The sequence below is a fragment of the Frankia sp. R43 genome (assembly GCF_001306465.1).
GTDB lineage: Bacteria > Actinomycetota > Actinomycetes > Frankiales > Frankiaceae > Parafrankia > Parafrankia irregularis.
Map to the genome: position 1 here is coordinate 521,448 of NZ_LFCW01000002.1, position 14,780 is coordinate 536,227.

Genomic DNA, 14,780 nt, shown 5'->3' on the forward strand with positions numbered 1-14,780 from the left:
TGATTTCTGGTGGCTGTGACTCGTATGGACGACCGGCAGGCGGCAGCGGAAGCGAAGAGCCCTCTGCTGCGACAGCGGAACACCTGGCTGCGGCGGCTGGCCGGGCTGTCGGCCGGGGGGCTCCTCCTCGGCCTGATCATCGGTCTGCTGCTGCCGCGCTAGGACCGGGCCTGCCGGAATGCCCCATCCTGCACGTGGACATGGACGCCTTCTTCGCCTCGGTGGCGGTGCGGGACACTCCCGGGCTGCGCGGGCGACCGGTGATCGTCGGGGGTGGTGACCGCGGCGTCGTGCTGTCCGCGACCTACGAGGCCCGAGCCTTCGGGGTACGCAGTGCCATGCCGATGGCGCAGGCGCGCCGGATGTGCCCGGCGGCGGTCGTCGTCCCCGCCGATCACGGGCGCTACCGCGAGGCCTCTCGCGCGATCATGGGCGTCTTCCGCGACCTGACCCCGCTCGTCGCCCCCATCTCCCTGGACGAGGCGTTTCTGGACGTCGCCGGGGCGCGGCGGCTGTTCGGCGGCCCGGTCGACATCGCGCGGGCGATCCGGGCGCGCATCGCCGCGGAGCAGGGGCTCACCTGTTCGATCGGGGTGGCGCCCTCGATGTTCGTCGCGAAGATCGCATCGACCCGCTGCAAGCCGGACGGACTGTCGGTGGTGCGTCCCGAGGAGGTGCTCGCCTTCCTGCACCCGCTGCCGACGGCGGCGCTGTGGGGAGTGGGGCCGCGCACCGAGGAGACGCTGACCCGGCTGGGGCTGCGCACCATCGGCGACATTGCACGGACCCCGGCGGACACGCTGCGCAGGGCGCTGGGAGCGGGTGCCGCGGATCATCTGATCGCACTCGCGCACGGCCGTGACGACCGCCGGGTCGACCCGGACCGCACCGAGGTGTCGATCGGCGCGGAGGAGACCTTCCCGGCGGATCTGGCCGAGCCCGAACCGCTGGCACGAGAGCTGCTCCGGCTCTGCACCCGGGTCGCCGGCCGGCTGCGCGGGCGTGGCCAGGTCGCTCGCAACATCTCGATCAAGGTCCGCTACGCCGACTTCACCACTGTCACCCGAGCGCGTACGCTGCGCGAGCCGACCGACGTCACCTGGCTGGTCTACCGTGCCGCCCGGGAGCTGTTCGACGAGCTGTGGGGCACCCAGCGGCCACGGGTACGGCTGGTGGGGGTGCGGGCGTCCGGCCTGGCGGCGGCCGCGCGGGCGGGGCGTCAGCTGACCTTCGACGAACAACCGGCACGCTGGGCGGACGTGGACCGGGCTACCGACGGGGCACACCGGCGGTTCGGGGACGGATCCGTCCAGCCCGCATCACTGCTGGCATCTCCGTCCGAACACCGGACGGTGATGATCGTCCGCCCATGATCGTAGGATGGGCCTGGCATGAACGCGGCCGGCCCGGGCAAGACGCCAGTACGCCGAATCGCTCTGGTCGGTAAGGGTTCGAACCTGCTTGGACACAGCATGACCAGTTGCCTACCGCCTCGGCCCCGCACATGCCTATTCTTGGGTGTCAGGTTCCGTCCGGCGGGCCTGAAGGTCGTGGGAGGAGCGTCGATGCCGCTCTCGGAAAACGAGCAGCGCCTACTGGAGCAGATCGAGCGCGCTCTCGTCGAGGACGATCCGAAGTTCGCGAGCACGGTCCGTTCGACGAATCCCCGGACTTACCTGCTCCGGCGGGTTCGGCGCAGTGCGGGGGTGTTCGTCCTCGGTCTCGTCGTCCTCGTCGTGGGGGTTGTCCTCAACCAGGTGCCTCTGACGGTCATCCTGGGGATCCTGGGGTTCGCGATGATGCTCTTCGCGGCTCTTCGGGGCGCTGCGGACCTGCGGCGGATGAGCGGGCGTGGGCCTGACACCGGGCGTCGTACCCCGGGGGCGAGAGGCAGGCCCGGCGGCAGGCAGCGCCAGCCTCGCTCGTCCTCGTCGTTCATGGAGCGGGTCGAGGAGCGCTGGCGCCGGCGCTGGGAAGACGGCTCCTGAGCCGAGGCCGAGACCTGTGAGCGCCGAGACCTGTGAGCCGAGACCTGGGCTGTGAGCCGGCTTCAGCCAGCCGGCGGTCCAGGTCCCGGGTCAGTCCAGGCTCCCGCCAGGTCGCCAGGACCCCTTGGCTGGGTCCGCCGGTTGGCTGGGCCCGCCAGGACGGCTGGGTCGGCTAGGGCCTGTTTTGGAAGTGGGTTGAGCTGGTCGGCGGGTTAGCGGCTGGTCATCCAGGCTGTGAGGTCGCCGGCGATGGCCGCGGGGTTGGTCGTGTGGGTCTTGTTGTGTTCACCGGTGCGGTGGTCGTGGCGTTCGACTTCGTAGGTGAGGGAGTCGAGCAGGACGGCGGAGGTGAACCAGGGCGGGTCGTCGGTGTCGGGCTGGATCACGACGAAGGTGTTGCCGGCCAGGTCCAGGGACGCGATCAGCCTGGTCAGGACCCGTGCGGAAGGGTCATCGACATGGTCGCCGTTCTCGCTGTCGGCGCAGTAGTGTTCGGCGGCCACGGCCCTGCCCTTCTGTTCCGCTGGCGGTTGCGGGTTCAGCATGACAGTCCGGTCCCGGCCGCCGGACGGAGCCATTCGCCGATCACGGCGAGGTGGAGGGTGGCCTCGTAGCGGACCGCGAGTTTGTCGAACCTGGTCGCTACGGCCCGGTGGCGTTTGAGCCGGTTGATCCCGCACTCGACGGCGTGGCGGGCCTTGTAGTCCTCCCGGTCGAACCGGGGTGGGCGTCCACCGGCGGAGCCGCGTCGTTTCCGGTTCGCGATCTGGTCGGCGGGCTCGGGGATCGTCGCGGCGATCCCGTGACGGCGTAGCCAGGTCCGGTTCGCGCGGGAGGAGTAGGCCTTGTCCGCGCGGACCCGCACGGGCCGGGTCCGGGGACGTCCCCGACCTGGGCGTGGTACCCGGATCCGGTCGAGGACGACGGTGAACTGGGGGCTGTCCCCGCGTTGCCCGGCGGTGACCAGCACCGATAGGGGTTTCTGTCCTTGTTCGACCACCAGGTGGATCTTGGTGGTCAGTCCGCCGCGGGACCGGCCGAGCCCGTGGTCGGCCGGTTCGACGGTCACGCCGCCGGGTGGTTCCTTCTGGGTGTCGCCGTCGCGGCGGGCGCCGGCGGCGTGCTGGTGGGCGCGGCAGACCGTGGAGTCGACGTTGACCTCCCAGACGATCAGACCGGCCGCGTCCGCGCGGGTCTGTAACCGGGTCACGATCCGCGCCCAGACGCCTTCCCGTTGCCAGCGGCGGAACAGGCCGTAGACCGTCTGCCAGGGCCCGTACCGGACGGGGAGATCCCGCCATGGTGCGCCTGTCCGGACCCGCCATCGGATCCCGTCGATCAGCCTGCGCTGATACCTCGCTGGACGTCCCCGTCCCGCCACCGGAAGCAACGGCTCCAGCGCTGCCCACTGCTCATCCGAAAGATCCCCACGACCCACAGCGGATCATCACCACGGTGAAGATCCGCCACGAACCGGGGTTCCAAAACAGGCCCTAGGCCCCCTCGCGGGGGCCGCTGCCGGTCACCGCGAGGACCGGTCTGTCATCGTGGCCCGGCGTGATCCGTCGCAGCACGGATGGCGGGGCCACGGTCGCCATCGCCCGCCGCCCACGCGGCGTGACGGACCACAGCACCCTGCGCGCCAGCGCCAGATCGGTCAGCAGAGCAGGGTCGAACGCGATCGTCCCCGTTGGGGCGTAGCGAGCCCGTTCCTGGGCCGTGGCCAGCCGCATCAGCGCGTCCCGCGCCGCGAGGATCTCCGGCGATCCGGCCTCGGGCCCGGCCTCCAGGAACGAGATCAGGCGTTGCGCGCCGGATCGTGGCGAGTCGCTGCTTCGCAGCCGGATCCCGAGGTCGGCGGCGATGTCGACAAGCTCGGCCCAGACGGCGTGGACCCGAGCGACCAGCGCCGCGTCCGTCGGAGCCGCCGAGCCCGCATGGCCGTGCGGGCCCGCGGCCATGCGGCGCCGTCGCAGCACGAGCCGGGTCAGCGCCGGCACGCTGAGCAGCCCCAGAACGCCGAGCCCCAGCCCGACCCAGGGCAGCCACGGCGGCGGGAACGAATGCGTCCGGGCACCCCTGGCGGCCGACCCCACCGGTTGCTCCGCCTCCTCATCGAGGGCGCCCGGGTCCGCGGGAACGGGCGTCACGACCGGGGTGGGCTCGACCCCGACCGAGTCGTCCGCCTCGGGGGTGGACGACGCTCCCGCGTCGTCAGCCGGGTCGGTGGACGGTGCGTAGTCCGGTGCGGGGGTGCTCCCGTCGGTGCGGCGGGTTGGCTCGAAGGGGATCCAGCCCAGTGTCGGGAACCAGACCTCGGGCCAGGCGTGTGCCTGCTTGTTGGTGATCAGCCAGCTGCCGTCGGACTGCTGCGTTCCATGCGTGAAACCGATGGCGACCCGGGACGGCAGGCCGAGCAGCCGTACCAGCACGGCCATGGCGGAGGCGAACTGCTCGCAGTACCCACGCCGGCTGGAGAACAGGAAGTCGGCGAGGGCGCCGTCCTGAGCTGTGGGCGCCCCGGTCAGGTCGTAGGTGAAGTCCGGGCCACGCAGATAGTTCTGGATGGCGACGACCTTCGCGTAGTCGGTGTCGGTGCGGGCGGTGACCCGGTCGAGCAGCGTCGGCAGCCGGGGATCGAGGCCGGCGGGCAGGGCGGTCACGACGCCCATGGAGCCGGGCACGGCGCCGGTGGCGGCCCTGATCTGCTCGGAGGTCGGATCGGGAACCTCGGCCTGCACGGTGTAGCGCAGCCCGGCGGTGGAGGTGCGGGTGGAGAACACCGTGCCGGTCGGCTCGGCGAGGCGCCAGTCGCCGACCAGGCCGTCGAAGCGGGTGGGGATACCCGGGACGGGGAGGTACCTTTCGGTCATCTCCTTACTTACCGTCACGGTCGCTTCGACCGGAACGGTACGGACGTCCGCCTCGGGTCCCGGCAGGCCCTCGCTGACCCGGGCATCCTTGGTGGCGTTCAGCGTCCGGAGCGTGAAGCGCTGGCCGTCGAAGTTCTCCAGCGCGGTGAGCCGCAGGTAGTTGGGGGTGGCGGTGGACACCCGCAGCAGCGGGACCTCGCGTTCGTTGTGGATCTGCTGGGACAGCGAGACGATGGGCTGGATGACGCTGGCCGAGCTGCGGCCTTCGCTGGCCCCGATCGCGCTGCCTCTGTTGACCACGCCCCGCCCGTCCAGAGACGGCAGCACCAGCGGCACGACCGCCGCGATCACCAGGCAGCCCGCGGCGATCTGTGCCCCGAGCCCGCCCAGCCCGTTGCTGATCATCCTGGGGGAGCGGTCCCCCGTCAGGCGGCCCCACCTGGTCACCATGCGGTTGCCGTCCAGCAGCATCAGCGCGACGAAACCGATCGCGCCCAGCACGAAGGGCAGGATGCCCACGCCGGCGGGGAGGATGGCGGCCGGGACGAGGAAGAGCGCGAGCAGCGGGATACCCGCCAGCGCCGGCCGGTCGACGACGACGACCAGCAGATCGACGGCCATGACGACCACGTAGGTGGCGACGAGGACCAGGACGACCAGGCCCGGTTGCTCGGGCACCGGTACCGCGAGCTGCCTGATCTCGTCCCTGATCGGCGTGGCCAGGTCGAACAGGGCCGACGTCGAGGCAGGTGTGGGGATGAGACCGAGCAACGCGGCCTCGTGGGCGCCCACCGCGGTGACGGACATGCACAGGCCGACGAGGCTCAGGCAGAAGCCGGTGAGCGCGGGGTGCCGGATCGACCGGCCGACATGCCGGCCCAGGACGGCCGTGCCCACCCCCACCACTGTCGCGATCAGGACAGGCCGGAACCACCAGACGGTGCCGGCGAACAGCGGTGCCATGGCGGTGCTGGCGAGCAGGCAGGCCGCGCCGCCGAACACGGAGGCGATCGGCCGTGGGGTCACCACCCGCGGCCTGCCGAGGTGGCCGGTCCGCCCGTGGTGGCCGCGGTCGGGGAGGGCTCATACGGCGAGCCGGGTCGGTAGAGCGGCCCGGTGGGCCCCGGGGCCGGGGTGGGCGTCACCCCCGGTGCCGTTCCGGGTGCCGGACCCGGGCCTGATGCCGAGCCCGGCACGGGAGTCCGCGGCCCGGCCCCGGTCGGCCGCGAGCCTGGCCGCGGCGTGTTGGTGCCGCCGGCGCCGCCGCCGACACCGGCTGCGCCAGGCGCAGCACCAGCACCAGCACCAGCACCGAAACCGCCGAGGCGCGAGTGCGTTCGTCCGCCGCCCGCCCCAGGACGGAAGATCCGCGGCCAGGTGTCCGCCAGCCGTGTCGTGCGGTCCGCGACCAGCACGGTCCACCCGTGCCTGGTCAGGATGTGCCGGGACATCTCGACGGTGTTGGCGGCGGTCGACTCCTCGGCGCTCCACTGAGCGATGTCGGTCAGCACGGCGATCGCCGGTGCCTTCCGTGGCCGGGCACCGGCGATCAGGGTGGCAGTGGCCTGGTCGACCCGTCCGAGCACGACGACCACCATGCCGGAGTGCTCCGCGGACCGCAGGCTCGCCAGCGCCGGGTTCAGCAGGGCGGACGGGCTCGGCTCGATGACCGCGAGCTGGTCGAGCAGCGCGCCGACGGCGTTGCCGGGGCCGGTGGCGGCCACCCTGCTGCCGGTGAGCAGTCGCACCCCGTAGCCGCTGCGAGCGAGGTTGACCGCGATCGAGCCCGCCGCGCTGACCGCCCACGAGAACGGGCCGTCGGGATGGTCCGCGGGCCAGGAGTCGGCCCGGGTGTCGAGCAGCACGGTGGCCGCACCGGTGAGTGGCCGCTCGCTTCTGCGTACCGTCAGCTCACCGAGCCGGGCCGTGGTCTTCCAGTGGACCTTGCGCAGGTCGTCTCCGGATTGGTAGGGCCGGGTCGTCGATTCGTCGTCACCTGCCCGAGCGGAGGAACGGCGCACCGCGTTGTTGAGCGTCGACAGCCCGACGGAGGGCACCAGCGGCATGCGTTCGAGCGCGGGCGCGACCGTGAGGTTGTCCTTGCCGCGGAAGCTGCGTTCCAGCTCGCACAGGCCGAACGGATCGGTCAGCCGGATGGTCAGCGGCCCGACCTGGTACCGGCCGCGGGTCTGGGCCCGCATGGAGTACGACAGGTCACGCGAGCCGCCCGGCTCGATGCGGTCCACCACGAAACGTGCCCGGTGGCCGAGATGGGACGTCACGTCCTCGACGAGCAGGACGGACGAGCGCAGCCGGGAGACGTTGTCCAGCCGGATCCGTACCGCGACGGTATCCCCGGCGGTCACCCGGGGTGGGTCGAGCCGGCGCGTGCAGGCCAGGCGGTAGCGCGTCCGGGCCACGAACGCGGCCGCGACCAGGGGGAACATCAGCAGCAGGAGGGCGACGGCGAGCAGGTCCTGCTCGCCGATGATCGCGGCCGCGGCGATGCACGCTCCACCGGCGGCGAGGAAGGAGCAGCCGCGTACCGTCAGCCCGCGCAGTGCGGCGATGTAGTCGTGCACGTGTCTCTAGCGACCGCGCCGCGGCGGCCGCGGTTGCGCCTGCCGGGCGACCGGGATCCGGGCGATCAGGTCGGTGACGATCCGCGCCGCGATGTCGTTCGTCGGCTCACCGGAGAGCGTGATCTCCGGGTGCAGCAGGAGGCGGTGCGCGAGCACGGCACTGGCCAGTGCCTGGACGTCGTCGGGGAGCACGTAGCCGCGCCGGTCGATGGCCGCGTGTGCCCGCGCGGTGCGGATGAGGTGCAGGGCCGCCCGCGGTGACGCCCCCAGCGTGATCTCGGGATGTCGCCGGGTGGCGCCGACCAGGTCGACGATGTACTGCCGGACCTCGTCCGAGACGTGCACGGAGCGGACCAGGCCGGCGAGCTTGGCCACCTCGGCCGCGTTGGTCACGGGGGCGACACCCGTCAGCGGATCGTTCTGCCCGTGGTTGTCGAGCATCGCCAGCTCGGCGGCGGGGGAGGGGTAGCCCATCGAGACCCGGGCGGTGAACCGGTCGCGCTGGGCCTCCGGCAGCGCCCGGGTGCCGTCCATCTCGATCGGGTTCTGGGTGGCGATGACCATGAAGGGCGGCTCGAGGCGGTAGGTGACCCCGTCCACGGTCACCTGGTGCTCCTCCATGCATTCCAGGAGCGCCGACTGTGCCTTCGGTTCCGCACGGTTGATCTCGTCGCCGACCACGATGTTCGCGAAGACCGGGCCGGGCCGGAACTCGAAGTCGCGGGTTCCCTGGTTGTAGACGCTCACCCCGGTCACGTCGCTGGGCAGCAGGTCCGGGGTGAACTGGATCCGGCGGACCCGGGCGTCGATGGAGCGGGCGAGCGCCTTGGCCAGCATGGTCTTGCCGACACCGGGCACGTCCTCGATCAGCAGGTGGCCCTCGGCGAACAGGACGACCAACGCGGTGCGGATCACATCTGACTTGCCGTCGATGACGGTCTCCGCCGAGCGGCGCACCCGGTCGGCGACCTCGGACAAGTGATCTATGTCGGCCGCGGGGTCATGCCAACGCAGAACTCCCGGCTCCGTCACCACGGTGTCGGCCTCCCTTGGATCTCGTGTCCTGGCCGCTGCCACCGTTACGGGAATGTTGTCCCGTGGCGTCCCGGTCGTCTCACGGGTCCCCCCGCTACACCACCCGGACATGACCGCGACGTGTCCTGCTCCCCTCTGAGTGTGACATCCGTTCGGGGGTGCCCGGGGCGACTGGTCGTCGTTGGTCCTTGCTGGGCCGGCAGTGGGTGATGGAGCGCGGTCTCGGCTCGCACCGTGATGCGCATTCGTAACATTTGCCGATTGCGCTCTGTGATCAATCAATCGCCAATTCAGTCGCTTTATACCACCTTCGTAGTGGCGAACAACCGCTGCTCCCGTCCGGAGTGGGGGAGGTGGGGTGTAGCGGGGTGTCATGGGGGTGTGAGGTGGGGGGGAGTGGAGTAGAGTGGCGCGCAGTGGGGGAGGGGAGCTTGCGGCGCGGGTAGCCGTCGTCTGGTGAACAGCTGCCGTCGGGTGAACCAACCGTCGTCTCTGGTGGCCAGGGCGCGTCTCGGTCGGAGCCAGGCGGGGAGGTGCCGGTGTTTCTCGGCAGCCACACGCCGCGGCTGGACGACAAAGGGCGACTGACGCTGCCGGCGAAGTTCCGGGAAGAGCTGGAAGGGGGGCTAGTGATCACAAAGGGGCAAGAGCGTTGTCTCTACGTGTTCCCTCTGGCGGAGTTCGCCCGGATCAGTGAGTCCCTTCGTACGGCTCCGGTCACGGCAAAGGCGCTTCGTGACTACAGTCGTGTGTTCTTCTCCTCGGCGGCGGACGACGTTCCCGACCGGCAGGGGCGGATCACTATTCCCGCTGCGCTACGCACTTATGCCGGGTTGTCCCGCGAGTGTGTGGTGAACGGCGCCAACACCAGGGTCGAGATCTGGGACTCCACCCGATGGGAGACCTATCTGGCGGACCAGGAGGAGACCTTCGCCGAGCTGTCGGAGGAGGTTCTGCCCGGAGTCATCTGAGTTTTCACAGGCACGATGTGACCATCGGTCGTCTGTCGAGGTCTCCCCCCGCTCCCACCGGCCGCCACTTCCCCGGCGTCCGGCGAACGAGCGGGGCGGGACCTGGGTGTACGACCCCATCGGCCGTTCCCTCGCAGAGCCGCTTCCGTCGTCGGCGCGGACTCGCGGCATCCCTGATCCGTGCACCGTGAGATGGAAGAGGATCACAGCGCGCCGGCGGCGGCGCGCCCGGCGTCACCTGAACCGGCGTGACCGTCCGGGGGATGTTCCAGTTTTCGACAAGGGCCGAGGGGTTGGCAGTGGACGTCACGCACACGCCGGTGCTGACCGAGCGCGTCGTCGAGCTGCTCACTCCCGCCATGCAGGGGCCCGGGGCGATCGTGGTGGACACGACCGTGGGGCTGGGTGGGCATTCCCTGGCCCTGCTTGAGGCATTTCCGCGGGCCCGGCTCATCGGGCTTGACCGCGATCAGCGCGCCCTCGCCTACAGCCGCCACCGGCTGGGCGACCTCGGTACCCGGGTGGATCTGGTGCACACGGTCTACGACCAGCTGCCGGACGCTCTTTCCGGGCTGGGTGTCGCCGAGGTGAACGGGATTCTGTTCGACCTCGGTGTCTCCTCCATGCAGCTCGACATGGATGAACGCGGATTCGCGTACTCCCGGGACGCGCCGCTGGACATGCGGATGGACCAGGAGCGCGGGCCGACCGCGGCCGACGTGCTTAACACCTACGATGTCGACTCCCTTACCCGCATCCTGCGGAACTACGGCGAGGAGCGCTTCGCCCGCCGGATCGCGCAGGCGGTGGTGAGCGCGCGGCAGACGGCCCCGTTCACCACATCCGCGCGGCTGGTGGACCTCATCCGCGATGCCATTCCGGCGGCGGCCCGGCGCACCGGCGGGAATCCCGCGAAGCGAACCTTCCAGGCATTGCGTATTGAGGTGAACACCGAACTGGATGTGCTCGAGCGGGCGCTGCCGGCCGCATTCGACGCGCTGGCGGTGGGCGGCCGGCTGGTGGTGCTCTCCTACCACTCCCTGGAGGACCGGCTGGTGAAACGCGCGCTCGGGCCGCGGGCGGTTCCAGCCGTACCGCCGGATATGCCGGTGATTCCCGACGACGCCCGCCCGACGCTGCGCTGGCTGACCCGTGGCGCCGAGCCGGCGTCCGACCAGGAGATCGAGCGGAACGCGCGGGCCGGATCCGTCCGCCTGCGTGCCGTGGAACGCGTGGCGGCCGAGCCGGGCCGTGCACAGAACCCGACCGGAGGTGTCCGATGACCGCTCCCGCGCACCCGCTGCCCCGTGGTGGTCGCGCCCGTCCGGCTCGTCGCGCGTCCGGTTCCGCGGGCCACGGGACGGACCCGGCCGGGCCTGAGTTCCGCCGCGCCGAGTACGTCTATGACAGCACCGCATACGACCGGGCCGACTACGACGAGGGTGCATACGACAGCAGCGCGTATGCCGATGCCGCATACGACCGGGCCGGTCAGGCCACCGTGACGCACGACCAGTCCGTCGAGTCCGTCGAGTCCGTCGAATCCGGCGAGACGTACGGCCAGGTCACCGGGACGTACGACGAGGCCACCGGGCAGCGCGGCCGTGGCGGCGTGATCCCGCAGCGGGACGGCTCGGCGTCCGGGCCGGCCAGGCGCGATCGGAGCACCGGCTCCGGCCGGGCCCGCTCGCGCGGCCAGAACCACGAAGGTGCCGGCGTCGACATCGCCGGCTACGCCGACATGGAAGACCAGACGATGGACGGAACCGGAACGCGTCCCGCCGCGACGAGGGCCGCTCGCGCGGGCACGGCGGCCCCGCGTGCCCGCGGCGGCGCACGATCGGGCGCGGCGGGCAGCGGCACAGTGCGGTCGGGCGCCGGCCGGTCCTCCGTAGCCCGGGGAGCCGGTGCCGTCCGCACGACCACGAGCCGATCGGCCGCGGCAGCCTCCCGATCCACGGCAGCCTCCCGATCCGCCACGGCCGCGACCAGGTCCGGCGCGGGCACGGCCCGTGCGGCCGCCGCGACGGCGGCGACTCGTTCAGGTACCGCGGCGAGCCGTTCCGGATCGGCCGCAGCCAGCTCTGGTGCGGCGGCGAGCCGTTCCGGCGCGACTGCGCGGGCTGGTGCGGCGCGGCCGGGATCCGGCCGGTTGGCCACGTCGTTGGGGGTCGGTGCCACGAGCGCGCCGCCGCTGGGCTCGCCGCTGCTGCGCCCGGACTGGCCACGGCTGTCGTCCTGGCGTCTCCCAGGGCGGTCGAACGCACCGCGTGGTCCCTTCGTGGCTCTTCTGCTCGTCCTGATGGGAGCGGGCCTGCTGTCCCTGCTCCTGCTCAACATCGCGCTCATGGAGCACGCGTTCCATGCGGACGAGCTCGAGCAGAAGGCCGCCACGCTGGCCCGTCAGGAGCAGGAGCTGTCGGTCCAGCTCGACGAGCAGTCGGACCCGGGCCAGCTCGCCGCACGTGCCACCCAGCTCGGGATGGTTGCCGGCGAAGTGCCCGTGTTCCTGCCGCGCGACGCACCACTGCCGCCGGGCGCGCGTGTGCTCACCCGCGAGGCGGGCAGCGGGATGCTGCTGGTGGTGGTCCCGTCGGCGGCGGCCGACGGAACGGCTTCGACCGGATCCGCCGCGGCCGGATCCGCCGCGGCCGGAACGACCGCGACCGCGACCGGAACCGGCGCCGGTCAGGACGCGACGGGCACCGCTGGGACGACCGCATCCGCGGGAGCCGGTACGCCCTCGGGGACAGGTGGCGCCGTGGGGACCGGCACGGCAGCGCAGGGCCAGGGCCAGGCTCAGGCGCAGGGATCGGCTTCGGCGGACGGCCAGGCCACGAGCGGCGACAGGGCGGCGGCGGGTGGCGAGCCCGCCGCCGGTGCCCGAGCCGGTGGAGAGGCGGTAGCCGGTCAGTGAGCTCGACGGGTCGCGGGCCGGCATCCGGCCGTGGACGTTCCCGGCTGCGTCTCGTCACCAGCTCGCCCGCGGAGCCGAGCTCGGGCAGCGACGACCTGCTCGACCCGGCGGTGCGCCGGTTCTCCGGCCGTGATCCGGAGCAGGAGCGCCCGCGGGTGCCTCCCGCGCGCCGGGTGCCCCCGCGCGGTGCCCCCGCTCGCCGCCCGCCGGTCCGTCGAGATCCCGATCCGGTCGAGGACGACTGGTTCGACGACTACACGGATGCCGAGGTCGACGGCGTCGAGACGATCACCGGCCCGCGGGCGGCGCCTGGATCCGTGCCCGCCCGTGGCGGCCGGCGGACCTCGGCCGGTGGCACGTCGGCTCGCGGCCGCTCGGCTGACCGTGGCCGTTCGGCGGAGCGCGCCGGGTCCTCGGCCCGGGGTGCGTCCTCGGCGAGGAGTGGGGCGGCAGGGACGGGCCGTCAGCCGGCGCGTTCCACTGCCCGCGGTACCGCGGGGGCTTCCAGGACCAGGCCCGTCCGGGGCGCGCCTGTTCGCGGGGCGGCTCGGAGCCGGACCGGGTCAGCCGGGCGGCGTCCGCCGGCACGGCGCGGGCTGGACGGCTCCGCCACGCGTGCCCCACGACCGTTCGTGCTCGCGAGCCCGCGGCGGCGGATCCGGGCGTCCGTCGTCCTGATGGTCGCCGTGCTGGTCGTGATCGCCGGCCGGCTCGCGCAGCTGCAGGGCTTCGGGTCGTCGGCCTACGCGGAGGCGGCGCACCAGCAGGTCCTGCGCAAGTCGGTGCTGCCCGCCGACCGTGGAATGATCACCGACCGGCATGGTTACCCGCTGGCACGGGACATCGAGCAGCGCGCCGTCTACGCGGACCCGTTCGTGATGTCCGAGGCCGAGATCCTCACGGCCGCGCGCAAGCTCGCGCCTGTGATCGGCAGATCCGAGAACGAGCTGCGGAAGCTGATGACGACGAACCGCAAGGCACGGTTCGTCTACCTCGGCCGGGGGTTCGAACGGTCGGTCGGCGACGAGGTCACCGGGCTGGGCCTGAGCGGCATCGGCGTCCTGGACGAGCGGGGGCGCAGCTATCCCGCGGGGACCCTCGGCGCGAACTTCGTCGGCTTCACCAGCCGCGGTGACAACGACGTCCTCGACGGCCGCGCCGGGCTGGAGCTGGCCTACGACGACGTGCTGCACGGCACGAACGGCCGCCGCCAGATCGAGGCGGACCCGTCCGGACGCGAGATCCCGTCCGCGCAGAGCATGGAGAAGGAGCCGGTCGACGGATCGACGCTGCGCCTCACCATCGAGAAGGACATCCAGTGGGAGGCGCAGCGAGCGATCGCGGAGGCGGTGCGGGACTCCGAGGCCGACGGCGGGACCATCGTGGTGATGCAGCCGAAGACGGGGGACCTGCTGGCCCTGGCCGACGCTCCCCAGTACGACCCGAACAACATCACCGAACGGGACCAGGACGCGATCGGAAACCGCTCCACCGGCCAGGCCTTCGAACCGGGCAGTGTCAACAAGGTCATCACGATGGCCGCGGCGCTCGACCGCAGCCTGATCGACGCGACGACACCGATCACCGTTCCGTCGTCCATCGAACGGGGTGGGGTCAGGATCAACGACTCCGAGCCGCACGGGACGGAGCACCTCACCGCGGCCGGTGTGCTCGCGCGGTCGAGCAACATCGGGACCGTGCAGATCGCCGAACGGGTGGGCAGCGCCAACCTGGAGGAGATGATGCGCGCGTTCGGTCTCGGTGAGAAGACCGAGCTCGACTTCCCGGGTGAGACGGCGGGCATCCTGCCGGCGGCGTCGGACTGGTCGGGCAGCCAGGCGGCAACCATCGCCTACGGCCAGGGCATGTCGGCCACCGCGATCCAGATGGCGTCGGTCTACGCGACCGTGGCGAACGGCGGCCTGCGGGTCGCGCCGCGGCTGGTGGACGCCATCATCGGCCCGGACGGGGTGGCGCAGGAGACAGCGCGTGAGCCCGAGCGCCGGGTGATCTCGACCGAGACGGCGACCACCCTCACCCGCATGCTCGAGGAGGTGGCCACAGACCAGGGCACCGCCCCGGCCGCCGAGGTCACCGGCTACCGGGTGGCCGGCAAGACCGGTACCGCCAAGCGGTACGACGCGGCCAGCGGGGGCTACAAGGGCTACGTCTCGTCGTTCATCGGCTTCGCCCCGGCGGACGATCCGCAGATCGTCGTCGAGGTCGTGCTCGACAACCCGCAGAAGGCGTACTACGGCGGCGAGGTCGCCGCGCCCGTCTTCTCCAAGGTGATGAGTTTCGCGCTCACGACGCTGGGGGTGCCGCCGCCGGGGACCAGGCCGGAGCCGCTGGTCCTCGATCTGGACCGCTAGCACCGTGCCGGCCTGTGACCGTCCCACCGAGCCGCGCACGCC

Annotated in this window: 12 protein-coding genes; 7 read left to right on the plus strand and 5 right to left on the minus strand. The window is 72.0% G+C overall.

The features are described from left to right. The first annotated feature begins 9 nt into the window (after window positions 1-9). From ACG83_RS45780 to ACG83_RS09695, 3 genes are all read left to right on the plus strand, one after another. A complete protein-coding gene (locus tag ACG83_RS45780) occupies window positions 10-162 on the plus strand; it encodes a hypothetical protein (RefSeq protein ID WP_162604157.1) in 153 nt (50 codons plus the stop codon). Between the two features lie 8 nt (window positions 163-170). After that, the gene (gene dinB, locus ACG83_RS09690) at window positions 171-1,373 is read left to right on the plus strand and encodes a DNA polymerase IV (protein WP_076824232.1); all 1,203 of its coding nucleotides are present in this window, start codon (window positions 171-173) and stop codon (window positions 1,371-1,373) included. Between the two features lie 192 nt (window positions 1,374-1,565). Beyond that, window positions 1,566-1,988 (plus strand): DUF3040 domain-containing protein, encoded by a 423-nt coding sequence (locus ACG83_RS09695; protein WP_054565810.1) that lies wholly within the window; start codon window positions 1,566-1,568, stop codon window positions 1,986-1,988. 212 nt (window positions 1,989-2,200) lie between these two features. Here the strand turns inward: ACG83_RS09695 and ACG83_RS09700 are convergent, their stop codons facing one another. Genes ACG83_RS09700 through ACG83_RS09720 form a run of 5 tightly spaced genes read right to left on the minus strand, consistent with a single transcriptional unit; the run spans window position 2,201 to window position 8,478 of the window. Continuing rightward, window positions 2,201-2,491 (minus strand): hypothetical protein, encoded by a 291-nt coding sequence (locus ACG83_RS09700; protein ID WP_083473123.1) that lies wholly within the window; start codon window positions 2,489-2,491, stop codon window positions 2,201-2,203. 35 nt (window positions 2,492-2,526) lie between these two features. Then, on the minus strand, window positions 2,527-3,426 hold the full coding sequence (locus ACG83_RS09705) for an IS5 family transposase (protein ID WP_054565812.1): 900 nt from the start codon (window positions 3,424-3,426) through the stop codon (window positions 2,527-2,529). A gap of 55 nt (window positions 3,427-3,481) precedes the next feature. Continuing rightward, window positions 3,482-5,887: a DUF3488 and transglutaminase-like domain-containing protein gene (locus ACG83_RS09710; RefSeq protein WP_054566535.1), complete on the minus strand. Its 2,406-nt coding sequence runs from the start codon at window positions 5,885-5,887 to the stop codon at window positions 3,482-3,484. After that, entirely contained in the window at window positions 5,884-7,443 is a 1,560-nt protein-coding gene (locus ACG83_RS09715; RefSeq protein WP_054565813.1) for a DUF58 domain-containing protein, read from the minus strand. Before ACG83_RS09715 ends, ACG83_RS09710 begins: the two co-directional genes overlap by 4 nt. Window positions 7,444-7,449: 6 nt before the next feature. Continuing rightward, window positions 7,450-8,478: a MoxR family ATPase gene (locus ACG83_RS09720; protein WP_054565814.1), complete on the minus strand. Its 1,029-nt coding sequence runs from the start codon at window positions 8,476-8,478 to the stop codon at window positions 7,450-7,452. Between the two features lie 539 nt (window positions 8,479-9,017). Between ACG83_RS09720 and mraZ the strand changes: the two genes are divergently transcribed. From mraZ to ACG83_RS09740, 4 genes are all read left to right on the plus strand, one after another. After that, on the plus strand, window positions 9,018-9,449 hold the full coding sequence (gene mraZ / locus ACG83_RS09725; RefSeq protein WP_054565815.1) for a division/cell wall cluster transcriptional repressor MraZ: 432 nt from the start codon (window positions 9,018-9,020) through the stop codon (window positions 9,447-9,449). A gap of 263 nt (window positions 9,450-9,712) precedes the next feature. Further along, complete coding sequence (gene rsmH, locus ACG83_RS09730) at window positions 9,713-10,732, plus strand: 16S rRNA (cytosine(1402)-N(4))-methyltransferase RsmH (RefSeq protein WP_198955435.1); 1,020 nt, start codon at window positions 9,713-9,715, stop codon at window positions 10,730-10,732. Further along, window positions 10,729-12,366, plus strand: a complete 1,638-nt coding sequence (locus ACG83_RS09735; RefSeq protein WP_054565817.1) for a hypothetical protein — start codon at window positions 10,729-10,731, stop codon at window positions 12,364-12,366. The genes rsmH and ACG83_RS09735 overlap by 4 nt, the downstream gene beginning before the upstream one ends. After that, window positions 12,363-14,738 (plus strand): penicillin-binding protein 2, encoded by a 2,376-nt coding sequence (locus ACG83_RS09740; RefSeq protein WP_054565818.1) that lies wholly within the window; start codon window positions 12,363-12,365, stop codon window positions 14,736-14,738. The genes ACG83_RS09735 and ACG83_RS09740 overlap by 4 nt, the downstream gene beginning before the upstream one ends. Window positions 14,739-14,780 lie beyond the last annotated feature (42 nt).